General features: G+C 40.7%; 32 protein-coding genes. 30 read left to right on the top strand and 2 right to left on the bottom strand.

Annotation, left to right across the window (positions count from 1 at the left end):
* Positions 1-252 precede the first annotated feature (252 nt).
* The 19 genes from OCV77_RS14890 to OCV77_RS14800 all read left to right on the top strand — a co-directional run bounded on the left by OCV77_RS14890 (position 253) and on the right by OCV77_RS14800 (position 13,440).
* Positions 253-960: a LytR/AlgR family response regulator transcription factor gene (locus tag OCV77_RS14890; RefSeq protein ID WP_227061833.1), complete on the top strand. Its 708-nt coding sequence runs from the start codon at positions 253-255 to the stop codon at positions 958-960.
* Between the two features lies 1 nt (position 961).
* Positions 962-2,218, top strand: a complete 1,257-nt coding sequence (locus OCV77_RS14885; RefSeq protein WP_227061835.1) for a sensor histidine kinase — start codon at positions 962-964, stop codon at positions 2,216-2,218.
* A 95-nt stretch (positions 2,219-2,313) separates the two neighbouring features.
* On the top strand, positions 2,314-3,087 hold the full coding sequence (locus OCV77_RS14880) for a hypothetical protein (protein WP_015517761.1): 774 nt from the start codon (positions 2,314-2,316) through the stop codon (positions 3,085-3,087).
* Positions 3,088-3,132: 45 nt separating this feature from the next.
* Positions 3,133-3,681 carry a hypothetical protein gene (locus OCV77_RS14875; RefSeq protein ID WP_118092030.1) on the top strand — a complete coding sequence of 183 codons (549 nt, stop codon included), beginning with the start codon at positions 3,133-3,135 and terminating at the stop codon, positions 3,679-3,681.
* A 126-nt stretch (positions 3,682-3,807) separates the two neighbouring features.
* Positions 3,808-4,254: a hypothetical protein gene (locus OCV77_RS14870; protein WP_154269157.1), complete on the top strand. Its 447-nt coding sequence runs from the start codon at positions 3,808-3,810 to the stop codon at positions 4,252-4,254.
* Between the two features lie 114 nt (positions 4,255-4,368).
* Positions 4,369-5,337 (top strand): hypothetical protein, encoded by a 969-nt coding sequence (locus tag OCV77_RS14865; protein WP_227061836.1) that lies wholly within the window; start codon positions 4,369-4,371, stop codon positions 5,335-5,337.
* 197 nt (positions 5,338-5,534) lie between these two features.
* The gene (locus tag OCV77_RS14860) at positions 5,535-5,723 is read left to right on the top strand and encodes a hypothetical protein (RefSeq protein ID WP_227061838.1); all 189 of its coding nucleotides are present in this window, start codon (positions 5,535-5,537) and stop codon (positions 5,721-5,723) included.
* A gap of 39 nt (positions 5,724-5,762) precedes the next feature.
* Entirely contained in the window at positions 5,763-6,275 is a 513-nt protein-coding gene (locus tag OCV77_RS14855; RefSeq protein ID WP_015517455.1) for a hypothetical protein, read from the top strand.
* 153 nt (positions 6,276-6,428) lie between these two features.
* A complete protein-coding gene (locus tag OCV77_RS14850) occupies positions 6,429-7,013 on the top strand; it encodes a hypothetical protein (protein ID WP_015517456.1) in 585 nt (194 codons plus the stop codon).
* A 9-nt stretch (positions 7,014-7,022) separates the two neighbouring features.
* On the top strand, positions 7,023-7,610 hold the full coding sequence (locus OCV77_RS14845) for a hypothetical protein (RefSeq protein WP_015517457.1): 588 nt from the start codon (positions 7,023-7,025) through the stop codon (positions 7,608-7,610).
* Complete coding sequence (locus tag OCV77_RS14840; protein WP_262575796.1) at positions 7,607-7,969, top strand: hypothetical protein; 363 nt, start codon at positions 7,607-7,609, stop codon at positions 7,967-7,969. Before OCV77_RS14845 ends, OCV77_RS14840 begins: the two co-directional genes overlap by 4 nt.
* Before the next feature lie 65 nt (positions 7,970-8,034).
* Positions 8,035-9,567 carry a hypothetical protein gene (locus OCV77_RS14835; RefSeq protein ID WP_262575794.1) on the top strand — a complete coding sequence of 511 codons (1,533 nt, stop codon included), beginning with the start codon at positions 8,035-8,037 and terminating at the stop codon, positions 9,565-9,567.
* A 36-nt stretch (positions 9,568-9,603) separates the two neighbouring features.
* Entirely contained in the window at positions 9,604-9,753 is a 150-nt protein-coding gene (locus OCV77_RS14830) for a hypothetical protein (RefSeq protein ID WP_242854980.1), read from the top strand.
* A gap of 3 nt (positions 9,754-9,756) precedes the next feature.
* Positions 9,757-9,969, top strand: a complete 213-nt coding sequence (locus tag OCV77_RS14825; RefSeq protein WP_055288240.1) for a hypothetical protein — start codon at positions 9,757-9,759, stop codon at positions 9,967-9,969.
* Between the two features lie 149 nt (positions 9,970-10,118).
* Entirely contained in the window at positions 10,119-11,183 is a 1,065-nt protein-coding gene (locus OCV77_RS14820) for a hypothetical protein (protein ID WP_262575791.1), read from the top strand.
* Positions 11,184-11,345: 162 nt separating this feature from the next.
* Positions 11,346-11,747, top strand: coding sequence for an HTH domain-containing protein (locus OCV77_RS14815; protein WP_262575790.1), 402 nt, complete (start codon positions 11,346-11,348; stop codon positions 11,745-11,747).
* A 26-nt stretch (positions 11,748-11,773) separates the two neighbouring features.
* On the top strand, positions 11,774-12,424 hold the full coding sequence (locus OCV77_RS14810; RefSeq protein ID WP_012744349.1) for a hypothetical protein: 651 nt from the start codon (positions 11,774-11,776) through the stop codon (positions 12,422-12,424).
* A 13-nt stretch (positions 12,425-12,437) separates the two neighbouring features.
* Positions 12,438-12,692 (top strand): HTH domain-containing protein, encoded by a 255-nt coding sequence (locus OCV77_RS14805; RefSeq protein ID WP_306723472.1) that lies wholly within the window; start codon positions 12,438-12,440, stop codon positions 12,690-12,692.
* Between the two features lie 121 nt (positions 12,693-12,813).
* The gene (locus tag OCV77_RS14800) at positions 12,814-13,440 is read left to right on the top strand and encodes a DUF3879 family protein (protein WP_262575800.1); all 627 of its coding nucleotides are present in this window, start codon (positions 12,814-12,816) and stop codon (positions 13,438-13,440) included.
* Positions 13,441-13,725: 285 nt separating this feature from the next.
* Here OCV77_RS14800 and OCV77_RS14795 read toward each other — a convergent pair whose 3' ends face one another.
* Together OCV77_RS14795 and OCV77_RS14790 are read right to left on the bottom strand one after the other, a co-directional pair.
* Complete coding sequence (locus OCV77_RS14795) at positions 13,726-13,965, bottom strand: DUF6061 family protein (RefSeq protein WP_262575789.1); 240 nt, start codon at positions 13,963-13,965, stop codon at positions 13,726-13,728.
* Positions 13,966-14,499: 534 nt separating this feature from the next.
* Positions 14,500-14,937: a MerR family transcriptional regulator gene (locus OCV77_RS14790; protein ID WP_262575788.1), complete on the bottom strand. Its 438-nt coding sequence runs from the start codon at positions 14,935-14,937 to the stop codon at positions 14,500-14,502.
* Between the two features lie 106 nt (positions 14,938-15,043).
* Between OCV77_RS14790 and OCV77_RS14785 the strand changes: the two genes are divergently transcribed.
* From OCV77_RS14785 to OCV77_RS14735, 11 genes are all read left to right on the top strand, one after another.
* Complete coding sequence (locus OCV77_RS14785; protein WP_262575786.1) at positions 15,044-15,583, top strand: flavodoxin family protein; 540 nt, start codon at positions 15,044-15,046, stop codon at positions 15,581-15,583.
* 3 nt (positions 15,584-15,586) lie between these two features.
* The gene (locus OCV77_RS14780) at positions 15,587-16,351 is read left to right on the top strand and encodes a carboxymuconolactone decarboxylase family protein (RefSeq protein WP_262575784.1); all 765 of its coding nucleotides are present in this window, start codon (positions 15,587-15,589) and stop codon (positions 16,349-16,351) included.
* A 2-nt stretch (positions 16,352-16,353) separates the two neighbouring features.
* Entirely contained in the window at positions 16,354-17,325 is a 972-nt protein-coding gene (locus OCV77_RS14775) for an alpha/beta hydrolase (RefSeq protein ID WP_262575783.1), read from the top strand.
* A 603-nt stretch (positions 17,326-17,928) separates the two neighbouring features.
* Complete coding sequence (locus tag OCV77_RS14770; RefSeq protein WP_262575782.1) at positions 17,929-18,396, top strand: LptM family lipoprotein; 468 nt, start codon at positions 17,929-17,931, stop codon at positions 18,394-18,396.
* A 225-nt stretch (positions 18,397-18,621) separates the two neighbouring features.
* The gene (locus tag OCV77_RS14765; RefSeq protein WP_262575781.1) at positions 18,622-18,786 is read left to right on the top strand and encodes a hypothetical protein; all 165 of its coding nucleotides are present in this window, start codon (positions 18,622-18,624) and stop codon (positions 18,784-18,786) included.
* A 21-nt stretch (positions 18,787-18,807) separates the two neighbouring features.
* Positions 18,808-20,148 carry an MATE family efflux transporter gene (locus tag OCV77_RS14760; RefSeq protein ID WP_262575779.1) on the top strand — a complete coding sequence of 447 codons (1,341 nt, stop codon included), beginning with the start codon at positions 18,808-18,810 and terminating at the stop codon, positions 20,146-20,148.
* A gap of 103 nt (positions 20,149-20,251) precedes the next feature.
* Entirely contained in the window at positions 20,252-21,622 is a 1,371-nt protein-coding gene (locus OCV77_RS14755; RefSeq protein ID WP_262575778.1) for an MATE family efflux transporter, read from the top strand.
* Positions 21,623-21,705: 83 nt separating this feature from the next.
* Positions 21,706-21,957 carry a kinase to dihydroxyacetone kinase gene (locus tag OCV77_RS14750; protein ID WP_118799213.1) on the top strand — a complete coding sequence of 84 codons (252 nt, stop codon included), beginning with the start codon at positions 21,706-21,708 and terminating at the stop codon, positions 21,955-21,957.
* A gap of 10 nt (positions 21,958-21,967) precedes the next feature.
* The gene (locus OCV77_RS14745) at positions 21,968-22,201 is read left to right on the top strand and encodes a DUF896 domain-containing protein (protein ID WP_262575777.1); all 234 of its coding nucleotides are present in this window, start codon (positions 21,968-21,970) and stop codon (positions 22,199-22,201) included.
* Positions 22,198-23,481 (top strand): O-acetylhomoserine aminocarboxypropyltransferase/cysteine synthase family protein, encoded by a 1,284-nt coding sequence (locus OCV77_RS14740; protein ID WP_262575775.1) that lies wholly within the window; start codon positions 22,198-22,200, stop codon positions 23,479-23,481. The genes OCV77_RS14745 and OCV77_RS14740 overlap by 4 nt, the downstream gene beginning before the upstream one ends.
* A gap of 174 nt (positions 23,482-23,655) precedes the next feature.
* Positions 23,656-24,639 (top strand): aldolase catalytic domain-containing protein, encoded by a 984-nt coding sequence (locus OCV77_RS14735; RefSeq protein WP_262575774.1) that lies wholly within the window; start codon positions 23,656-23,658, stop codon positions 24,637-24,639.
* Positions 24,640-24,643 lie beyond the last annotated feature (4 nt).

The raw sequence follows: 24,643 nt of genomic DNA, 5'->3' as shown, positions 1-24,643 counted from the left end.
CAAAAGTGGAAAGTCGGGTACAAAATTTGCAGGTCGCTTTCAAAATGTGAAACTCGTTTACAAAACGGGAATCTCGGATGACTATTGAACAGTGCTTCTGCGTTTCTATAGGAGATAGTCGTTCTATGCGAAAAATAGTCATTTGATGCGGAGAATGATCGAGTGAAAGATTTGTTTGATATAATAAAGAGTGCTAGGTGAGACTTGTATGGTTTACAGGCATGAGAGAAATCAAAGACAGGAATGAAAAATATGAACATTATTATTTGTGATGACAGGATAGATGACAGAAAAAATCTGTCAGATTTGCTGTCAGACTATGGTGAAAAAAAGAATTATGAGTTTGCTATTACAGAATATGAATCCGGAGAACAGTTATGCGAAGAACAATCAGCTTTGGAAGCGTGTCAGCTATTATTTCTGGATATCAATATGCAGGGGATGGATGGGCTGAAAACAGCTATGAGGATCAAAGAAAAATATCCAAAACTTCCAGTTGTGCTGGTGACGGCATACATGAATTACGCACTGGATGGATATAAGGTGAAAGCAAGCCGTTTTCTGCTGAAAGATAACCTTGCAGATACTATAGAAGAATGTATGGATGATTTGATAGCAGAAATTAATAAAAACCGTAGGATTCTCGAATTTCGTTTTGTGGAAGGAACGATAAAACTTTATGCAGATGACATCATTTATATAGAAACAGAGCTTCACAAAAATGTATTTTATACAGAAAAAGGGACATTTCAGATTTATAAAAAACTGGATGAACTGGAAAATGAATTCAAGGATATGGGATTCGTGCGGGCACATCTAAGTTTTCTTGTAAATATGAGGTACATCACAAAAATCAGCGGTTATGTGATGACACTTACCACGGGAAAAAAGATTCCGGTTCCCAAGGCACGATATGCACAGGTAAAGAGGGAATATATGCTGTATAAGGGAGAAGAATAACATGACATTCTGGGTATTGACATTTATTGCGGAAATGCTGGAAGTAAAAGGAACGCTATACTTTTTTGATACTTTTATGGAAAAAAGAGATGGCGGATATAGGAACAGATATAGATTTTTTGTTTATTGCGGAGTGCTTTATCTGGTAGCAGTCACAGGGGCATGGATCGGAATGTTAAAATGTATCCCGATTATACTGGTTATGTCTTTCCTGAATCTGGCTTATTATGAAGTTTCCTTCCGGCAGAGTTTTTTGTTTTCAATCATCAACTATACAATGCTTGTATTGATTGATTATGTGACTGTTTTGCTGGGAAGAGGAGGTTCAATCCAAGAAAAATGGTTTTTACAGGCACTGATATCAAAGACGGTTTTTATCATTCTGATGTTGTTTATCAGAAGATTTAGCAAGACAAGAAAAAGCTGCGGTCTGATTACAGGAAAAGAGTGGTTTCAGTTTTTCTGTGTTCCTGTATTTACGGTGGTCGGTTTCATTCTTATGTTTTATTCAGAAAACGATGACATGCAGAATGTATTTTTATTTCTTTCGGTGGGACTGGTTGCGATTAACCTTATCCTTATGGAGTTCATGCAGAATACCATTGAAAAAGAAGAGAGAATAAAAATTGCGGTACTTACGGAACAAAATCAGAAAAATCGTATTGCAGATTATCAGGACCGGGAAGAAATCTATGAGCGTCAGCGAAGAAAAATGCATGATTATAAAAATCAGCTTTCTACGATCCAAACGTTGATAAAGAATGGACACACAGATGAGGCACTTTCATTTACGCAGAAACTGACAGAGAGCATAGCTGTCGAGATGTCGGCAATCAACACAAATCATTCGGTGGTCAATGCTGTTTTAAATCAGAAGTACCGCAGCATGCAGGAGAAACACATAGCAGTGATCCTAAAAGTAGGGGATCTGCAGGAGATATGTCTGGAAGAGGAAGAGATTGTGATTCTGCTTTCCAATTTATTGGATAATGCAATCCGGGAGAGTGAAAAGGTACTGAAAAATACCGGAAAAGCGGTCATTCATCTGAAATTAGAGTGCGAAGAACATAAACTGATATTTGCGGTAAGAAATCCGGTGACAGAAAAGGTGGAAATTGAAAATGATACGATAAAGAGCAAAAGAGGGGATCATCACGGTATTGGATTGTTAAATGTAAAAGCAGTTGTGGATAAATATGGCGGTGATATGGTGCTTTCCTGCGATGAAAATGAATTTAAGGCAGTGGTCATCTTGTAAAGAGATGGTCTTTGTGTGCGTAATATGGTCGTTTGATGATATGGGACTAGGAGAACAGGTTATTTTATCCGATAAAGAAAGCAAAGGAGGTTACTATGAGTAATGCAATTAATGTGAACTATATGACACGGGCTTACAATCAGTACCAACAGAAAAATGCGGCTAAAGATCAGGAGAAGGAAGATACAAGGTTTGCGGATAGTGTAAGAGAAAAGAGCGAAGCTAGTGGAAGTATAGTGGGCAATTCAAAAATAGGTTCTGTGTCTGCTAAAGATATGACGATGGTGGAATACAAGCAGTACATTTACAATAAAATATCTCAAATTCCAATGCACCCCACAAGAGCAGGCGAATCAATATCTGTTACAATTTCAGAGGCGGGTTTTGAAGCAATGAAGAATGATCCAGAGTATGAAGCATGGGTATTAAATGATTTGCAAGTGGGTTGGTCACAACCAGATAAATGGTCCGGTATATGCGGAGGAGCGTTTTCTACAATATATTATGGAGCATCAAAAGAAGAATGTCATGCTGAGATGTGGAGTGCTGGTTATAACAATGGGAATGGTGGGAAGATTTTTAATGATAAGTCAAAAAATAGTTTTTGGGAGCGCAGAATAGAAAATAAAAAGAGAATAGAAAATCAGGTAAAGAAACAACAGGAAAAAAAGCGGATTCAGAAAAAACAAGCGGAAAGAACAGCTTATGAAGAATATGCGCAAAATAAAAGGTTATCCGCTCAGGATGCCAGAACTCGATTGGTGGCTGAGAGTAGTTCGTCTGTTAAGACTGTCACAATAAGTCAGGCAGTAGCTTCTTATGAGGCAAATTTTACAATGGCAGTAAGCGTATCGAACAAAACCCAATAGCCTGCAAATAAAAAATCAAGGCTAAATAGAAAGGAGAGATGCAGTATGGGAATTAATGGAGTATCATCGTATGCCAATACATACACATACGGAAATGTAAAAAATGAAAATGTAAAGCCATCAAAGAATAGTGAAAAGAATTATTATGCAGGATACACTATGAATTCAGCCAATAAGTTTAAAAATGTATCAGACTATTCAAAGTATTTGACTAACAAGTATAAATGTTTGACTCCATGCAAAAATGCTTCTGTATTGATTGACGGAAGTGTAATGCAAAAGGCATGTGGAGATGAAAAAACTGCGAAATGGCTTGAGGAAAATTTAGCAATTATGCCAGATGTTATACGAAATGCACAGAAGGCGGCAATAAGTCATGGTAGTAAACTGATATCAGTGGAGTTTAAGTTTACGAATAATGGAACCGAAATGACAACCTGTGGCATTTTTGGAGAGACTGGTACGGATTCAGAAATTGACAAATGGCTGGAGAGAATGAAAGAGGATAAAGAAAAAGAAGATAAAAAAACAGAAAATATGATTGCTATAGAAGCGACAACTAAAAATAAGGTAGGTTTTGATACATATGCATAGTATCAATTTCTATAATTTTGAAGAAAGGAGGAGTTCCATATGAAATTAGGGAAGAAAACAAAGACTGAAATCAAATTATTGGATGAACAATAATTTTGTTTATAAAATATTAGAAGAAGAAGCAATATGAGACTCAAAAAAAGTATTTTAGCAATGGTGTTGTCTTGTTTGACAATACTCAATGTATTTACCATTCCGGTAATGGCAGCAGAACCGGCAGCATCTGAAACTGAAGAAATAATGGTTGCAAGTGTGCCGTCTGATGCTAAATATGCAGGAACAATTTACCGAAACGGTGGTACTGTTTCACTTGGAAGTGTTACGTTAATCAACAATTCAAAGCTGTATGTGTATTTACCTAAAAACAATAATTTGGATTTGTATCAGGGTACGATAACATTCAGAAGCGGATTGAATGTAGTAACGAAGCAGCTCGCTAATTATTCGACAGATACATGGATTTATACTGCTGATGATATCGGATCAGGCACTTGGACTGTTACTGTAAGTGGGTATGCAGTTGGAACAACACAAAATGTGAAGTATGGTATAAAGCGGGAAATTGAGATTTAGGCACGGTGTAAATCTTGAATAGTGCTTTGGAGCAGTCTTGTTTTAAGAGGAAGGAATAGGTATAGATTTTCCTTCCCTCTTTTAAGAAGAATAATGAAATTGAGAGGTAAAATAATGAGAATAGAGAGTGGTTACTTAAAACAAGACAGGTTGTGTGGTCAAAAAAATAATAGAAATGCAGTAGGAAATTTTTCTGATGCAATGAATAAAGTCAGAGAGAGTATAAGTAATAAGGTTAGCACAAGGGATTCCTATGTGAATGGTATGGATTATAATAACTTTGGAATTTATACAAAAAATAGCATATCTCAAGATGTTGAATTACCAATAGAAACAGAAAGATATAAAATCGAAGATGCTACATATGTAAATGGAGTAGCAGCATATGAGATTGTAGATAAGCAGGCAGGAAAAGATTTTTATATAAGAGAAGATCAATTAGCAATTCAAAGAGATGAGAAAACAGGAATGGAGTTCCTGATTAATATGGATCAGCCATTTTCGTATAATGTAACCATGACAAGTGAACTGAAAAATCTTTTGAATGATTTGTCTGACAAAAGAAATATTGATATAAAGGAAATACCGCTACAGGGGGGATTGGTAGTAAACCGTGATTCAAAGACAGGGTTAAATTATTTGTCGATAAAAGGAAATGAGGCACAAGGAGTTTCGGTAATCATAACATCCGATAAAGATATAGAAACGCTGAATAAATTAGCCGATGAATTTCAAAAATATCCGGTAAGTTCGCAACAGTCTACGGCAGGATTATATGCTTTACTTGAGATATCAGGAAATCTGAAACGCGAAAAAGATGGTTTTACATTTTTGACTCCTAATGGAATTACATATATTCCGTATGATGGTGATTCCAGCAAAGCATGGGAAATTGATATGCCGGGTTCCTGTTATGCTACTGCCAGAAAATGTTTGGCGGCAGAAAATGATTGTGCAAACATAAGTACATGGACGAAAATTTTGAAAGGAATAAAGATATATTATGGTGATAATTATGGCGCCACTCAGGAAAATAATGCATATAAAGTTGATGATTTAGGCGGATATTGTATGTTTGCATAAGATATATATACAAGTATGAAACTAACAGTATGAACAGACAATGAGATTCTGTATTTTAGAAATATAATATTTTTTGGAACAGACAGAGAAAAAATCGGAATCTTGCAGACAAGCAGATTGCACTGACAAAAGGCGGAACATTAAATTTAACTATTTTAACATTAGATGGTTATGGTGTTCAAATTCAGAGTCAGGGCGTGAATGTATTGTTAAATACCGGTGCCGGCTGGGGATACGAAATGACTCCGGTAGAACTTACAAAAAAAGATGAATTCTATTCCATTTACTGGAAGGAATATAATGCCGTAAAGAATGGTATGAATTCTGAATTAAAAGAACTACCGGATTATCTGGAGAAAAGACCAGTTTTTGAAGCGAAAGCCTAATGATAATAATGCAATTCAAATAAAAAGGAGTATTGATATATGCAGATTAGTTCCAACTATTCTATGAATGGTGTGCCATATGAAAACAGACGCAGACAGAATGATATTCCTCAATTTAGTACAGAACGTGCTGAACAGGAAAATGAGAGTATAAATCCATATATGGAAGATACGGATTTTAACGAAAAAGCATTTGATATGATTGGTCCGAATGCTCCGCAGGATGTAAAAGATGCATGGATGGAAGCTGCTAAGGAAGTTAATGCAAACGGCATGGGAATAAAGAAAAATGGAATGTTGAGCCATATATCGCAGATGATGGTACAAAGGCTGAATAAACAGCTTAACGGAGAGGGAGATGTGGATAACATCGACATTTTGGGAAATACAACAGAGTCTACAATTCAGGCAACGAGTCAGGCTCTTTACGATTTAGATCACCCACGGGAATATGTTCCGAAAAGTATCGAAGTTCAGCGAGCTTGTATGAAAGAAAGAGAGTTTTATGTTGCTTTTCTGGAAAAATTAGAAAAACTAAAAGTAAAAATATAAGTATAGGTTTATTAACTGGAAACTCTTACATACACACTTGACAATATTCCTTTGAGGCGAACAATGATCCGAATGTTGCTGCAAAGGGAAGATAAAATAGCAGAAAATTGTAATGGATAAAAAAGGACACCTATAAAAATGGAGGAAACGAAAATGAGTATAGCAGGAATTAACGGTTATAATTATTCAAATTATTATACAGGAACAAAAAGAAACACTGCGAAAGCGAACGGTATGAATTCCGGTTTGTTATCAAATGTAAGCAGTACATCTTCTAATATTACATTACATATGTCGGGAACAGAAGATAGTGGAAATGCATTAACAGCAGTAGGATTTCCGGATGGCAGTAGTGCATCTGTATATAAATCAGATGCATATGATTCGGCAAACCCAGAATACAGGGTAAGATATTGGGACAAAGAAGGAAATTACACAGATACAAATGTACAGATAAATGATGTTGATCCAAGAAATGCAAGTTATTTGGAAATGCTTGCATATACAACATATAGTGATGTAGAAGGCTTTACGAAAAATGCTTTTGGAGATTTCATGAATGCGGCTGGTGGTGTGAATGGCAACATCACTTATGATTCTGACAGCATAAATGAAAAGAAAGACTATATGAGCATGATTAAAGAATTTATGCAGTTACAATATGATTCGAACAACTTATCAGGTTATCTGTCATATAAGGAATTGTATGATTACATAAATGACAGAACAGAGAGGTGATTCAATTAAATGGAAATATCAAATAATTATAGCACAGCAAAAGTGTGGAACACATCGAATAAAAATGTTTCTAAATCTTCTAAAAAAAACAAATGGAAATTAACGGATTCTTTAAAAGAGAAGATTGTTGATCTGGCAAAAAAAGATGCACAGGACAATGTATATATGGGAAATGCATTTATGAATTTGAGAAAGACGGAAGTAAGCAAAGTAGCCCCGAATAGAGCTGCTTTAATTGGAAAGTTTAGTCAATCAATGAATTCAGGTAAAATGTCAGCAATGAAAGAAGTTGAGGAAGCAGACAAAAAATGGCTCTGTATGCTGTTTGGAATACCTTATGAGGCAAAATATCAGGGAACAGGGACAGGCTCGGCAATTCATGTATACAATGAAGAGGGCGAAGAAGTTTTGACCTATACAGGGGGAGTAGGCTGGCAGGAAAAAGAAACAAAAGCAGAGTCACAGGTTCATTCAGCATTAAAAATGACATATTATGAGGCATTTAGTGAGGCGAGAAAAGCATTAAATAGTAAAGAAAAGACTGGTAGTGTAGGTGAAAACATAATATTGCAAGATAATTTTGATATGAAGGCATGAAGTATGCAATTAAAATAAGGTCTATAATTTGGAGGAAAATATCTATATATTCCGTTCAAGGCTTACCGGTAGGATCAAATAATGTTGGCTTTGATGTTATTGGAGCGTCACCGGAAGAATGTTACGGTTATGCAGGTCCAGTAGGAAAGAGTGGATCAGAAACAACGAATGACGGAGAATCTTGGTGGGAGAAGCGCCACGAAAGAATGGAAGAACTTATGAAAGAACAGGAAAAGGAAGCAGTAAAAAGAGCACAGGCAAGACGAAAAGCTGTACAAAACGAATATCTAAATAGCCGGTTGGCGGCGGCATATGAGAAAAGCAGTATTATTTTACCGGATAATCCTGTTATACTGTAGGCTCATCTTTTGACAGGAAAGCATAAGAATACAGGTAAGATATTTTTCGGGAGGAAGGATAAGAAATGGAAATAAACAGTAATCATTCTACATATGGGGCGGCATTTCGTCAAAAACCGATTTTTTTCATGTCTGGAAAGGAAACAGTGGCATTTTTTGAAGGAAAACTGAAGAAAAATATGACACTTCAAGAGGATACCTGTACACTTGGCAGCAATGACACTTATCGCAGACAGCATACTACTTATGAGGTTTCTGACAAGAAGGAAAGTACATTTCTGGATCTGGATTTTCTGATCAAGGACGAAACCAGCAGTCTGAAAGGAAGTCTCAGCGATAAAAAGGATGTGGATTTCTACAACTTTTCCATCCCTTTTAACCGGACGATACAGAATTACTTCGGTGTCCAAATCTATATGGACATGCCGGAAGGCTGCGATTATGACCTCACCTTATATGATGAATATGGCAATCAGGTCGGAAAGGCAGAATGGGATGGGGAAGGACGGAAAACACTGACCATCCCGAACTGGGATACAAATACCAATAAATATTGTATCAAAATAGAAAACAAAAATGGGGAAGAAGTTTCTCCAGATGATTATTATAAAATCAGTTTCAAGGTTACGGAAAATAAAGAACAGGAAAAGACCGATGCCATAAGGGAGGCATTCGGGAACCTTCACGGTGCATACAGCCGGAAAGATGAAAATTGGAGGGAATACCTCGACAAATATAATGAAGTCCTGATGGATACAGAGAAAAATTATACAAAAGAAATGGAGAAACTCCACCAGAAGCAGTTTGAAAGTCTGCCGGAAGAAAAACAATACAAAGGCGGGCGCACAGTGGATGAATTGTTGCAGGACATGGCAGAAGGAAAGACACTGGATGATGCGGAAACGGAGTATGTGAAGATTTTTGCAAACCTGAAAGATTTTGAGAAAGCACAGCAGAAGGCGGAACTGAAAAATGATTTTTCCGAGGATTTTGTAAAGGATCTGGAAAGCAAAGGTATCTCCCGTGATGAGCTGGAGGGAATGCAGATAAAGATTGAAAGCAATGGGAATGTAACAGTGAGCGGTATCGAAGATAAGGAAGTCCGGGAACAGGTTCAGAAACTGGTAGAGGAAAAGTACAGTGACCGGATGTATCAGTATTACACAGGAATTGCTGACAGTGTGGGAAATCTGTCGTCCAATACCTACCAGTATGCCACGGATGTGCAGGAAGTCAGGCGTTACTTAAAAGGGGTTACGGGAGAAGATATTTCTCTGGAGAACCTTTACCTGACACCAGACGGAAAGATTGGCGGGCTGCCGGAAAAAGCTGCTAATCTGATTAACAAAACAAAGGACAATGCCAAGATAGAGCGGATAAAGGATGCATTGATAAATATTATAGGACATAACCGGACAAGCGGTGATCTGGGGATTCCAGACTTTACTTCGGAGTTTCAATTCAGTAATGGTGCTTTTTCTGTGGCAGACAGTGGTTTTACGGTGGATATGGCGGCATTGGATAGAAGGCTGACGCCACAACCGCATGATAACATGTATTCGGATATGTATGCGTATAGTTTCAGGAAAGTATTATGATTATGAAAAGTAATTATACACAAGGAGAATGAATAGATGGTAATAACCCGCACAGTAGAGATGCATGCGCAGCTTGTGGGATATGATTTTAAGAAAAAAGGTTTACCCACTGATAAAAATATTGCAGTAGAAAATAGTAAAGTTTCCAATGATTATTTCTGGAAAACAAATAAATATACGGATTAGGATGTGTTTGGAAGAACACTGGATCTGACGGCACTTATCAATAAGCCGGACGGATATTTAAAGGGAAGTTTATCGGATACGGAGGATGTGGACTATTACGAATTCAATATTACAGAGTACCGGGCATTAAGTTTCGCGAAGGATACCTATAATAAGGATATTACGATCACTTTAGATCATATACCGGAAATAATGTATATAAAGTTGATGATTTAGGCAGATATTATATGTTTGTATAAGATATATATACAAGTATGAAACTATAAAAATATAGTATGTTTTATGTGGTAAAAATATTGTATTTATGAGACTTTTGGTATTTCACAAATACCTAAGAAAAAATAAAGTAGAGGAGAGTGTATATTATGAATATTGATTACAGTCAGTTTTACAGAGGAACAACGAATATTCCCTCATATGGGAATGGTATATATAAGAAAGACACCCTTGTAAAGTATGAATTTAACACTACAGATGAACATGGCAATAAGATTATGGACAAGATGTCAAGGGAAGAAACCCTGCAGGCGATGAAGGACATCGGTTCGCAGTATGGAGATGCGGTTATTGTTGAATTTTCGGGAGATGGAATGGCTGCACTTGTGGAAAACAAGAAAGGTATAGTGGATGCCAATGTAACACAGGAGCAGCGGGAATCAATGGAGGCGAGAAATGCAGCGTTCCAAAAAGAAATTACGCAGGTTGATAACTCACTAGAACTTCCGGCATATTCCGGAATGTATGGTGCAGACAAGGCGGTTGCATCTGCGGTAGAGAACTGCAGCAAAGAGGAACAGGGATTTGTGTATGATATCATCCGTCAGAATTTCCTTGTTGGAAATACTGGCTCTATGACAGAGGAAGAACGGCAGGCAAATATTTCACTTGGTATGAAAAAAGCGGAATATGCGGCAGAGAATTTTATCCCGGAAGATAGCAGAAAACCATTTTTGGAAGCAATGGAGTCTATCGCAAAGCTTGCGAGCGCAGGAAAAGCTGACAATAACGGAAATATGGACTATGGAGTAGGGAAAGGTACATATCTTGGACATGGTAGCAATCTAGTAAAGACTACAAATGCGCTTGATATGATGAGGACGATGGACGGCAGTGCATACACGGAATATCAGAAGATTAGTAAAGAAAGCAGCAATGAGGACAGACAGCTTAATGCATTAAAATACCTTACAAATTGGTATGAAGGGGCAGTGAAAAAGAATCCTTCGATGGTTGATAATTACGAAAAGCAGTCGGAGGAATATGTGGAGAAAAATGTAAAAGATCAGAAGCTGGATGCAACTTTTTCAGATATAAAGACAGAGAATAAAGCGGCTTTTTTTGAAAGTCTGAAAGTGCTCCAGAATAATAATCCTAATTTTCTCTCATCTATCATAAATCGGGAGCTGGCATCTAAATTTTGGAGCATTTGATAAACGTAGATTGGAAAAGTTATAATTGCTCGGAAAATGGAAGATAACAACAATAAAGTGTAGAGTGTGCCTTTCACATAGGGACACTTGTTACAAGCAATATTGTAAATGATACAAGTGGAGATTAAGGCACAAATATGATAAAAAAAATATATTTCAGAAATGTTGACTTCTTTAATTGAGGAGTATCGTTTTAATAAAAATACTCTTTCAAAATATTTAGAAATAACTGAAGAAACAATAGATGGAGTAGTAATGGGCAATGTGGAATGTTTGCCAGATGATCCTGCATTGCGTCTTAAAATACTTAGTAAAGCAGGATTTCTGTATTTTGGAGCGATTGAAGATAAGGATAGGCAATTAAGCGGTTTTTTGGAAGTGCTTGTTTCCTATCATGGCATATCCAAGCTAACGATAGCAAAAATGGCTGGTGTTGAGGAAAATGATATTGACAGGCTTTTAGCCAATCCACCAGAAAAGATTGAAATCGAAGTAAAGTATAAAATTGCTGTGACGGTTATGGAACTGCGATTTTGGCTAAAAGATTGTGAATCACCGATATAATCGGGATTTGTGAGTAGAGGGCACTTATGAAAAATAAAAGTATCAATCAAGTTTCCATAATAAATGGTGAAGATGGTCCCACAAGTGTTTTTATATTTGGAGAAGCTCAAAAGCAATCTCTAAAGATTAGAATCCGAAATGCTATCTATCAATCCAGACGAAAAAGGATAGAAAAGAGAATAGCGGCCAACCCGCATACCCTTGCGGAAGTGGTGCAATACGCAAAGGATCATTATGATTTAGTGGAAATCAATCCTGCCGCAACAAATTGGATAGAACGACAGAAAAATCTAAAAGCTAGTTTGATTATGCAGCATAAACCAGAACTTTTGGGCCAAAGGAAGGATATTCCAAAACCAGATTTTCATAATGAAGAATCTGTTAAAAATTTTTTGAATGAAATGGAAATTAGAAATAAATTGATTGACCAAATGCCTGATAATGTAATTCCCATGGATTTTCATTTATATGAAATAAAAATTGGTGAGGATTTAATGGAAATAGAGGTAGATTATACCTGGAATATATTTGGAATATCTTACTCTGGAAATAAGTCGGTCATAAAAAGGTTTAAGAAAATAGCCAGAGATTTATATTGTTATTATGGTGTCAGTGAGGAGGATATAAAGAACCGGACAAAAAGATATTCTTCACTGGTAACGGAATTGAGTTCATAATTCAGAATTTTAAATAGAAGTAGGATTTCTGTATTTTGGAGCGATTGAAGATAAGGATAAGCAATTAAGCGGTTTTTTGGAAGTGCTTGTTTCCTATCATGGCATATCCAAGCTAACGATAGCAAAAATGGCTGATGTTGAGGAACAGGATATTGACAGGCTTTTAGCCAATCCGCCAGAAAAAGTTGAAATCGAAGTAAAATATAAAATTGCTGTGACTGTTATGGAACTGCGATTTTGGCTAAAGGATTGTGAGTTACCTGTATAATTGTGAGGGCACTTAACGGTGAAATTTATTTCTTGGAGATTTATGACGATATATACCATATAACATTGAGTTAATTCTAAACGGATTTTGAATTTATTTACAAGGAGGTTTTTATATGGCAATGAATATCAGCGGATTAGGTAACACGTATAATGGCATCAATACAAATAGCAAACAATATAAGGCTTTGAAAGAAAAAGGCTGGTTATCTGGTATTATGCAAAATGAAGCCATGATGTCACCAGAAGAAAGAATGATATATGAAACATTCGGTGGAAGAGATACCATTATTAAGAATCTGATGAAGCAATTTGATTCAGAAGGTGATTTGCTGAATGCAAATGGAGTGGCAGGAATGGATGTTACCGGCAAAGGTACATCGTGGCAGCAACTCACAAGTGTATCTGAGGAATATCGTCAAAAGATGTTTGATAATGTGAAGAAGGAATTTATTCAGGAAAATGGTCTTTCAAATGGTGATACAACGAAGCGTTCAGATATTTTCAAAGATTATCAGTTAAGTGTAAGCAAAGACAAACGACTAAGTGGTACATGGACTTTAGAGCAATACGAAGGACAATATAAAGCTGCTATGTATGCAGCAGTGAAATCAGCTAATCCAAATTGGAAACCAGGACAAAAGTTTGATACAAGTATTCTTGATAATGTCAAAAGAGAATCAGTGGAATCTACTCTTGTCAAAAATGGTAATAGGTTAGTTCGCAATTCTATTGATGTATCAGTATAAAATTAGGAGCTTTAGATAATAATATCACAAGGGAAAAAGTTTTCAAAAACTTCTGGTAACTCTTTGAAATATGTATCATATCAATAGATACGATAATATAAATTATTTTTGTATTTGTTGATAACAGGTTTATATCTGAAAAATTGTAAATTTATTTTCTATGTGAATTTTCATTTTTGTAGGGCTGGCATTAGACCAGCCCTTAATTTCATTATAATGGATAAAAAGATATTGAATATATATGCACGGTAAAATGACTATTCTCAATAAACGATGTTGAAAAAATTACCATAGTTCTAATGAATCTTCTGCATCAACCCATATCTGCATTGTTCCATCAAGATATAATTTTGCATATTCTAGAGGTTCATCAATAGCAAGTGCATTTAAAGCACAATCTGAGCCGGGTGTAGTTTTTAAATTCTTTTCTGCTTCCCAACAGTCAATGCGGAGCATATAGCCCGCAGAGGTATAAACATCAATACTATTACGTTGTGGATTGTATTCTGCAAATATTGTTCTCATCGTATCAAATCTCCTTATCATTCAATCAATCATTTGTTACAAAAATCAGAAGCATTTCAATCAGTTCACCATGTCATTTTCATTTTGTGTTATAATGTGTTATCAGATTTTTTTGCCCTTGTATTTACCCTTATCAGAGTTCGTAAACACTGGTGGGACGATATAACACAAGGGAAACAATAGAGGAAAGCTCACCTGTGATAAACTTAGTGTTTTCAAGGACTTGGGAGATATTTGATAATAAAATATATCAGTTATTAAATCCCTTGGAATAGATAAAATCTCAATTCAAGTTTGCAGAAATATCTTTCTAACTTTTCCTATTTTACAGGCTTTTCAGCCGCAAGGAGAACGGAGAGTGCAGCTGCTCCATTGATTTGCTGATCGAACTGTCCTGCATTCTCCATGTCAGCACGGATTATCTTCTGATGGGCAGCGAGTCAAGCAAAGAGGAAGTCAAAAATGATCTTCTGAGCATTATTTCGGAGCTGTCTACGATTGCGACAAAATCAGACGATACGGAGTACGGAAAGGTTAGCTATGTGCGTTTTCATATGCTTTTCGGATTCCGTCCGGCAAGTGGTCGGGAATCAGTGTCTTTAGTCTGTCCTCACTGCCGTCTTTGATTGCCTGCTCATAGTACCAGCATTTGAATTTCAGCATGTCCAGAGTGCGGTTCATCTGCTCAAGCTCTGCCTCCATGTGCGACCGTTGCGCCTCAAACAGTGCCTTGCGTTGCGGGTAGGTGGACGGCCCTTCTACACACCAATCCATGAATTGCCGGATGTCCTTGATCTCCATGCCAGCTTTTTTCAGACATTCAATGACCCGGAGTGCTTCAATCTCCGTGTCACCGAATTTGCGGATGCCGGATACTCGTTCCATGTTCGGAAAAAGTCCCTGCTTGTCATAATAGCGCAGCGTGGAGATAGGCAATCCGAACATCTCTGCCACCTGTCCAATAGAATACATAAATTTCCCTCCCCAAATTTTCAAAAAATATCTTGACCTAAAGTTAGGTTTAGGTATTACCATGAGAATAACACAAAGAATATAAAAATGCAAGGAGTGTTCTACGATGAATAAAAAGGTACTAATCATTTCCTCAAGTCCCCGTAAGGGCGGCAACTCCGAAACGCTGGCGGCAGCATTTGCCAAGGGCGCACGGGAGGCAGGCAATCAGGTAGAAACCGTATATCTGCGGGAAAAGCAGGTTGACTTCTGCAAGGGCTGTCTTGCCTGCCTGAAGTTGGGGCACTGCGTCATCCAGGACGATGCCGTGGAAATTGCCGCCAAAATGCACGATGCGGATGTGCTGGTGTTCGCAACCCCCGTCTACTATTACTGCGTCAGCGGTCAGCTCAAGACTATGCTGGACCGTGCCAACCCATTGTTCGATACGGACTACGCCTTTACGAAAGCCTACTTGCTGGCAACAGCGGCAGAGGACGCACCGGAAACCTTTGCGGGCACAGAGAAAGCTGTGCAGGGCTGGGTGGACTGCTTCCCCAACTGCGCGCTGGTTGGCACAGTGTTTGCGGGCGGTGTAAACGGCGTGGGAGAGATCGCAGGTCATATTGCACTGGAGCAAGCTTATCAGATGGGCAAGGAGGTGTGAGCCATGGCAATCAAACAAACGGCAGGCAGAGATGCTCTAGGGGAATTTGCTCCAAAATTTGCGGAATTGAATGATGATGTTCTGTTCGGGCAGGTGTGGAGCCGAGAAGACAAGCTTTCCCTGCGAGACCGCAGCATTGTAACAGTGGTGGCGCTGATGGCACAGGGACTGACGGATTCGTCTTTTCAGTACCACCTGATTTCAGCAAAGAACAACGGTGTAACCAAAACGGAAATTGCGGAAATCCTGACTCATGCGGCATTTTATGCGGGCTGGCCTAAGGCGTGGGCGGCCTTCCGTATGGCAAAGGAGGTATGGGCGGAGGACGATGCTGCCGACGCAAAAGCCAAACACCAGAACGAGATGGTATTTCCTATCGGAACACCCAATGATGACTTTGTGAAATACTTTATCGGGCAAAGCTATCTCGCACCTCTTTCTACGCAGCAGGTCGGCATTTACAATGTGACCTTTGAACCCGGCTGCCGTAACAACTGGCACATTCATCACGCCAAAAGCGGCGGCGGACAGATCCTCGTCTGTGTGGCTGGTCGAGGTTACTATCAGGAATGGGGCAAACCGGCACAGGAGCTTTGTTCCGGCGATGTGGTAAATATTCCTGTTGGCGTAAAGCACTGGCACGGCGCAGCACCGGATAGCTGGTTCTCTCATCTGGCAGTAGAGGTTCCAGGGGATGAAACCTCCAATGAATGGTTGGAAGCCGTGGACAACACAGTATATTTTAAGGTAACAGGCAAGGAGGTCTGAATATGGAAAAATTGAATCTGACACAGGAATGGGACAAGGTGTTCCCGAAAAGCGACAAGGTGGATCACAAGAAAGTAACCTTTCACAACCGCTACGGCATCATACTGGCGGCGGATATGTACACGCCAAAGAGTGTGGTGGGCAAGTTGCCCGCTATTGCCGTCAGCGGTCCGTTCGGTGCGGTAAAGGAGCAGTCCTCCGGTCTGTATGCACAGAAAATGGCAGAGCTTGGCTTCTTGACGATTGCCTTTGACCCGTCCTACACCGGCGAGAGCGGCGGTACACCCCGCTATGTCGCTTCACCGGACATCAACACCGAGGATTTCTGCGCAGCGGTGGACTTCCTCTCCGTGCAGGAGAATGTTGACCCAGAGCGCATCGGTATCATCGGTATCTGTGGCTGGGGCGGTATGGCGATCAACGCTGCTGCCATTGATACCCGCATCAAAGCTACAGCGGCCATGACCATGTACGACATGACCCGTGTAACTGCCAACGGATATTTTGATGCTGAGGATTCTGAGCAGACACGCTTTGAGAAGAAAAAAGCCATGAATGCACAGCGCATCGAGGATTATAAAAAGGGCAGCTACGCGCTGGCAGGCGGTGTGGTCGATCCGCTGCCGGAGGACGCACCGCAGTTTGTAAAGGACTATTACGCCTACTATAAGACTCCGCGAGGCTACCATCCCCGCAGCCTGAATTCCAACGGCGGCTGGAATGTGACCTCCTCGCTGTCGTTCCTGAATATGCCGATCCTGCAATACAGCAGCGAGATCCGCTCCGCCGTACTGCTGGTGCACGGAGAAAAAGCGCACTCCCGCTATTTCAGCGAGACGGCTTACAGCAAGCTGACCGGAGACAACAAGGAATTGCTCATTATCCCCGGTGCAAGCCACACTGACCTTTACGATCAGATGGACATCATTCCGTTTGAAAAGCTCAATGCATTCTTTACGGAGTATTTGAGATAAAGCGGCATATTATGTGTTTTTGCGTAAGCATCTGGAGGAAGGTTTATATCAAGTTTCTGCTGTTTCTGCATCGGATGTACTGAAACGAAATACAGACTCTTTAGAAAAAAGAGCAGCTGCATGAGCAGGAAGTGCAGAAGGAAGAAGAAAATAGACAGAGCAGTTGATGATGGAATGTCCGGTGCAGTGTGGGTGTAATGCTCATGTTGCATCGGTTTTTTTGTAAAAATAATTTTTAATAATGTTGATTTTTAAATGCTCTTAACTCAAAAAGAGTTATAATACAAAAAAAGAGTTAAGATTGCAGGTGATGACATGGAATATCTCGATAAAGTTCTGGGAGTCAAGGTTACCTATGATGATGTAGAGTTTAAGCATTTGCCCAATTTTATAGCCACAAGGTACCGTTTACAGATGGTGTCAATGAATGAACAGAAGATGATTTTTCTTTAAGGAATGGTTCAAGGGCAGTGAACCGTTACTGTTACAGAAGAAAATTTTGATGCGGTTCCGGAAAGTATCTTAATGGCGAGCATTATTTCGGAGTTGTCTACGATTGCAAATAAGATCTAAGAAGCGACAGAATAAAGGTTGGAGGTAAAAATGGGAAAATATATATTAAGCATGGCAAGTTTGGGACTTTTAATTTTTACATTAGCAGGATGTGGAAACACTCAAAAAAATGACTTGCCAAATAGTAAAGCTCAGTCAGATACTGCTACCGCAGATGGCGAAATTCAGTCAAATACCGCTGCCTCAAAATTCCAAATGCCAGAAGAAGGCTATTATAGTAATGATTTTGATGAAATTCTGAATATTACTAAAAAGGATGATGGCACATATAGTATCGAATATAGCGTTACCCATTTGCTTTATGTCGAAAACGCAATTGGAACTTATGATTCTGAAACAGGGATTCTCAGCTTTAGCGGCAAAGATGATAGGGGAGATGATATAAAAGCGGATATCGAAAATAAGGGTGATCATTTGGAGGTCACTGTAACTCAAAGTAGTCATGAAGATATTGTTGGAACAACACAGATTTTTTCTCAGACAGATGAGTATCAATAAAAAATTTTCATTTTCCAGTTTATCAAATAGGTAACACCCACTCAACAACTGAATATATTAACCATGAGCAGTTATTTTCAATCCAGAAAACGGCTGCTCTTTTTATGGGCCGTGACCCCGTTGAGCTCGTGAAGCGTGTGAAATATAAACCACAATCACCTATTCTTGTAATAGAAAGTAGAGTATGGTAGTGTATAGAAAAGTAACTGAGGGGAGGTACATATTGTGGATATTTCTTATGAGTATGGTTACCTTTTGGGGAAAGTTGAACAAAATTCCCTCAGGGATGATGGAAAATACTCTCAGATTACAACGGTTCTTCCGGAAAAGAATGCAGTTGTTTATAAAATATGTTTTTTGCTATGCTTGTATTTTCGAATAAAAAGTTGAAAGGCGTGAAGGAATATGATCATGTCAAAAGATGAGTATTTAATTACCGATGTGCCGCTGAAAGCATTGACGGTTTTTGCAATGCCGATGATTCTCGGCAGCTTTTTTCAGCAGGTATATAATATGGCTGACTCCATTATCGTAGGTCAGTTTGTTGGTTCCTCCGCACTGGCGGCGGTTGGTGCCTGTGCAGCGCTTACTAATGTTTTCATTTGTGTGGCACTGGGTGCCGGTGTTGGTGCAGGTGTGCTTGTGAGCCGCTATTTCGGTGCCAGGGAGTATGGAAAAATGAAAACCATTGTGTCTACATCACTGATCAGCTTTTTGCTTCTGAGTATCATCCTTGGTGTCTTTGGCTTTTGCTTTTCCCATGTGATGATGAGCGGATTACAGACTCCTCCCGATATTCTGGAGGAAGCAGTGCTGTACTTGCGGGTCTATTTTGCGGGCTTTCCGTTTTTGTTCATGTACAATATTCTCTCTACCATGTTCACTTCCATCGGTGAATCAAAAATTCCCCTGGGACTGCTGATCTTTTCATCCATCCTGAATATTGTGATGGATCTTTGGATGGTAGCCGGTCTGGGGCTTGGTGTGTTCGGTGCGGCGCTTGCAACTTTGATTGCACAGGGCATTTCGGCTGTGCTTTCACTTTTGATTTTCTTTTACCGGATGCAGCGGTATAGGAGTAGCTTTGCCTGGTTTGATGGGCAGGAGCTGCGCTCGATGCTTCGGATTGCTGTTCCATCGGTTCTTCAGCAGTCTACCGTATCTATCGGTATGATGATCGTACAGGCGGTGGTAAATCCTTTCGGTACACAGGCACTCGCCGGGTACGCGGCAACAATGAGGGTGGAGAATGTTTTTTCCCTGATTTTCGTGTCCATCGGTAATGCGGTTTCGCCGTATGTTTCCCAGAACCTTGGCGCAAACAAAATCCCGCGCATCAAAAAAGGCTATCACGCAGCATTGGTGTTGGATGTGTGTTTTGCGGCTCTTGCCTTCCTTGTCATTGAAACGCTGCACACGCAGATTTCCTCGTTGTTCCTCGGAAAAGACGGAACCGCCCTGGCTTATCAGGTGTCTGGGGATTATATGAGATGGCTTGGTTACTTCTTTATCTTTATGGGAATTAAAATGGCGACCGATGGAGTTCTTCGCGGACTCGGAATCATGCGTCCGTTCCTCATTGCCAATATGGTAAACCTTGCGATTCGCTTGTCTGTGGCGTTGATCTGTGCTCCGCGTTTTGGTATTGATTTTGTTTGGCTTGCCGTGCCGGCAGGCTGGCTTGCTAACTTCCTGGTTTCCTATACGGCACTCAGAAAATCCTGGCCGACTGAGAAAGTGGAGCCATCTTGATAAGAGTCCTGTGCACGCTCCCGGGAGGAAAATCCTTGCAAAAGTCTGTTATGACGAATAGAATAAAATCAGAACAAACAGAAGCACAAAGGACACAGTCAGCATGAAAACAGCAGTAAACAATAATAACGGACTTATGACAGAGGGCAGTATCTTCCAGAAGATACTGTTCTTTTCCATACCACTGATCCTGGGAAATCTGCTGCAGCAGTTATACAATACAGCAGACTCCGTCATGGTAGGAAATTTTGTTGGAAGCAACGCGCTGGCAGCAGTTGGAGCCAGCTCATCCATGATCTATCTTCTGATCGCCTTCAGCCAGGGCGCAGCAGTAGGTGCTGGTGTGATCGTGGCACAGTATCTTGGGGCGGGGGACAAAAAGAGCGTTTCTGATGCCGTACATACATCGCTTGTGATTGCAGGGATACTTGGTATCGTGCTGACTATCGCGGGAATTGTCCTGAGCAGGCAGCTTCTTGAATGGATGAAGACCCCGGAAGAGGTTATGGAGCAGGCAGTTACTTATTTCAGGCTGTATTCCGCCGGTATGTTCTTTGGTATTGTTTATAATATGGCAGCAGGCATTTTAAATGCAGCAGGAAATTCCAAAAGATCCCTTTTATATCTGGCTGTTGCCTCTTTCACCAATATCATACTGGACATCCTTTTTATTGCCATTCTGGACATGGGCGTTGCAGGGGCAGCAATTGCAACAGATATCAGCCAGGCAGTTTCCTGTATTCTGTCCATGGCTTTCCTGATGCGGGTAAAGGACAGCTATCAGGTTTCGCTGAAAAAGCTGAAGATCCACAGGCGGATCGCAGGCAGCATGATCCGGGTGGGACTGCCTACCGGAATCCAGAATATGGTCATTTCCCTGTCCAACGTACTGGTGCAGACCAGTGTCAATGGCTTTGGGGCAGCTGCCATGGCAGGCTATACGGCTTACCTGAAGGTAGATGGCTTTAATATACTTCCGGTCATGAGCTTCAGTATGGCGGTGACAACCTTTGCCGGACAGAACTATGGAGCCGGAAACTATGACAGGGTAAAGAAGGGCATGTATGTGACACTGGCGATGGGCTTTGTGTATACGGTACTGACAGGAGCCCTGCTTCTGACCTTTGATGACCAGATCATGGGAATGTTCTCAAGGGATGCAGAGGTGATCACATGCGGAAAGCTGGCTATGAAGTATTTCTGCCCATTTTATTTTATCCTGAGTATCCTGCATGGTCTGTCCGGGGCGCTCAGAGGAGTCGGTAAAAGCATTCCGCCCATGGTGGTACTTCTTTTGTCCCTGTGTGTGTTCCGTATTTTCTGGATCTGGCTGGTGCTTCCGCATTTTTCAACGATCGAGGGCGTTTATCTGCTGTATCCGGTATCCTGGGCACTTGGGGCTGTGATGATCATCATTTATGCCTGCACGGCAAAGTGGCTGCCGGCCGGCAGACAGCAGGGTAAGGTGAGATGAATTCTCGATAGAGAAAAAACAGTGGCATATCCTGCTGAATACAGGTATAATGAGCCTGTAAAAACCATAAGGAGGATGTAAGGATGCTAGAGTTCAGATATGATACACAGCTTCTGATCGAGGGAGAGGATCTTGATGAAGATGTGATCAGTGATTATTTTACAGAGAATTTTAAAGGTGATTGTCTGCTTGCAGTAGGAGATGAGGATCTGATCAAGATCCATTATCATACCAATGAGCCATGGAAGGTTCTTGAGTACTGCTCTACTCTTGGAGAGATCTACGACATCGTTGTAGAGGATATGGACAGACAGGCACGTGGACTGAAAGGCTAGGAACAGAACCATGACAATGGACGAAACCATTAAGCGTATCAACGAGCTGTACCACAAGTCGAAGAAGGAAGGGCTTTCTGAAGAGGAAAAGCAGGAACAGAAAAAGCTGAGGCAGGCTTATATTGACAGTGTGAAGAAGAATCTGCAGGGTCAGCTGGATCATATGGAGATCCAGAGACCGGACGGCAGTATTGAAAAGGTAACCAGGAAGAAACCCATTACAAAGGAGGAAAGGACAGAATGAGCAATTACAGGATGAGTACCAAATGTGTACAGGCAGGCTATACACCTGGAAACGGTGAACCACGTCAGATACCGATCATTCAGTCAACTACCTTCAAATACGAAACCAGCGAGGATATGGGAAAGCTTTTTGACCTGGAGGCCAGCGGCTATTTTTATTCAAGGCTCCAGAATCCTACTAATGATTATGTAGCAGCCAAGATCGCAGAGTTGGAGGGCGGCAGCGCAGCCATGCTGACATCCTCAGGACAGGCAGCGAATTTCTTTGCCCTGTTCAATATCTGTGAGGCTGGCAGCCATATCGTGGCATCCTCTTCCATTTATGGAGGTACCTTCAACCTGATCGATGTGACCATGAAAAAGATGGGCGTGGAGGCAACCTTTGTTTCTCCTGACTGTACGGAGGAAGAGCTGGATGCAGCCTTTCAGGAAAATACAAGAGCCGTATTCGGAGAAACCATTGCAAACCCGGCACTGACAGTTCTCGACATCGAGAAGTTTGCAAAGGCAGCACACAGCCATGGTGTACCGCTGATCGTGGACAACACCTTTCCGACACCTGTCAACTGCAGACCTATTGAGTGGGGTGCGGATATTGTGACCCATTCCACAACGAAATACATGGACGGGCATGGCGCAGCGATTGGCGGAGCGATCGTAGATTCCGGTAAATTTGACTGGATGGCTCACGCAGAGAAATTCCCTGGTCTCTGTACACCGGATGAGTCCTATCATGGGATCACCTATGCAGAAAAGTTTGGCAGGGAAGGTGCCTTTATCACCAAGTGTACCTCCCAGCTGATGAGGGATCTTGGCTGTATCCAGGCTCCCCAGAACGCATATATCCTGAACCTTGGACTGGAATCCCTGCATGTGCGGATGCCAAGACACGTGGAGAACGGACAGGCAGTGGCAGAGTTCCTGGAAAAGCAGGAGCAGGTAGCTTATGTAAATTATCCCGGACTTCCCGGAAACAAATATTATGAGATCGCAAAGAAGTATCTTCCAAACGGAGGGTGCGGGGTGGTTTCCTTTGAATTAAAGGGTGGCAGAGAGGCAGCGGAAACCTTTATGAAGCACCTGAAGCTGGCTGCCATTGAAACGCATGTGGCAGATGCCAGAACCTGCTGTCTGAATCCGGCGACCTCCACACACAGGCAGATGACGGAGGAGCAGCTGATCGAGGCAGGTGTACCGGCAGGGCTGATCCGGATTTCCTGCGGACTTGAAGATAAAGAGGATCTGATCGAAGATCTGAGACAGGCACTACAGGCTATCTGAGAGAGGAAAACGCAGCAGAATTTCTGTTGCGTTTTTCTTTATTTTATGACATAATAGCTACAGTTTAAAGCGTTACGCTTTAAAGCACTAAAATACCGGCAAGATAAAAGAAGTATTGTAAAGAAAACGAGAGAATATGAACAGGCCGGACGGACAACACAGGAGGAATCAAAAATGAGTCGACAGAGACAGGGATCACTGGTATCCTACAGACCGGATATCAAGGTGCTTGACTGCACCATGAGAGATGGAGGATTAGTCAATAACTTTGCTTTTACGGATGAGTTCGTAAAGGATCTTTATCTTGCCAATATCAAGGCAGGTGTAGATTATATGGAGTTTGGCTATAAGGCATCCAGTGAGATTTTTGATCCGCAGAAGTTTGGAAAATGGAAATTCTGTAAGGAAAAAGACATCAGGGATATTGTTGGGGACAATAAGACTGATATGAAGCTGTCGGTCATGGCAGATGTGGGAAGAACCGATTACAAGAAGGACATTCTGAATAAAAAGGACAGCGTGATCGATCTGATCCGTGTGGCTACTTATATTAATACCATTCCGGCTGCTATTGAAATGCTGGAGGATGCGAAGAAAAAAGGCTATGAAACAACCGTAAATATTATGGCTGTTTCCAAAGTAAATGATGAAGAACTGGATGCAGGACTTGAGCTGCTGGCACAGAGCAGTGCAGATGTGATCTATCTGGTAGACAGCTTCGGAGCATTTTATCCCGAGCAGATTGAACGTCTCAGTGACAAATATCTGAACGTGGCAGCCAAGTATAATAAGAAGATCGGTATCCATGCGCATAATAACCAGCAGCTTGCCTTTGCGAATACCATTGAGGCATTGTCAAGAGGTGTCAGCTATCTGGATGCTACCGTGAGCGGCATGGGGCGTGGAGCCGGTAACTGTTACATGGAATTGTTGTTGAGTTTTCTGCGTAATCCGAAGTATAATAAGATTGCTATTATGAACTTTGTGGAAAAGCATATACTGAAGCTGAAAGAGGAGGGCGCTGTCTGGGGATTTGATCTTCCATACCTTCTGACGGGGATTTTGAACAGTCATCCTTCTTCTGCCATTCAGTTTGAAAAGGAAAAAAGAACGGATTACGCCATGTTTTATCAGGAGCTGATCGATAATACCCTGTAATCCG

This window comes from Suilimivivens aceti, from assembly GCF_025567405.1.
Taxonomy (GTDB): Bacteria; Bacillota; Clostridia; order Lachnospirales; family Lachnospiraceae; genus Suilimivivens; species Suilimivivens aceti.
The sequence above is the reverse complement of the archived record's forward strand: the minus strand, read 5'-3'. Positions and strand labels throughout refer to the sequence as shown.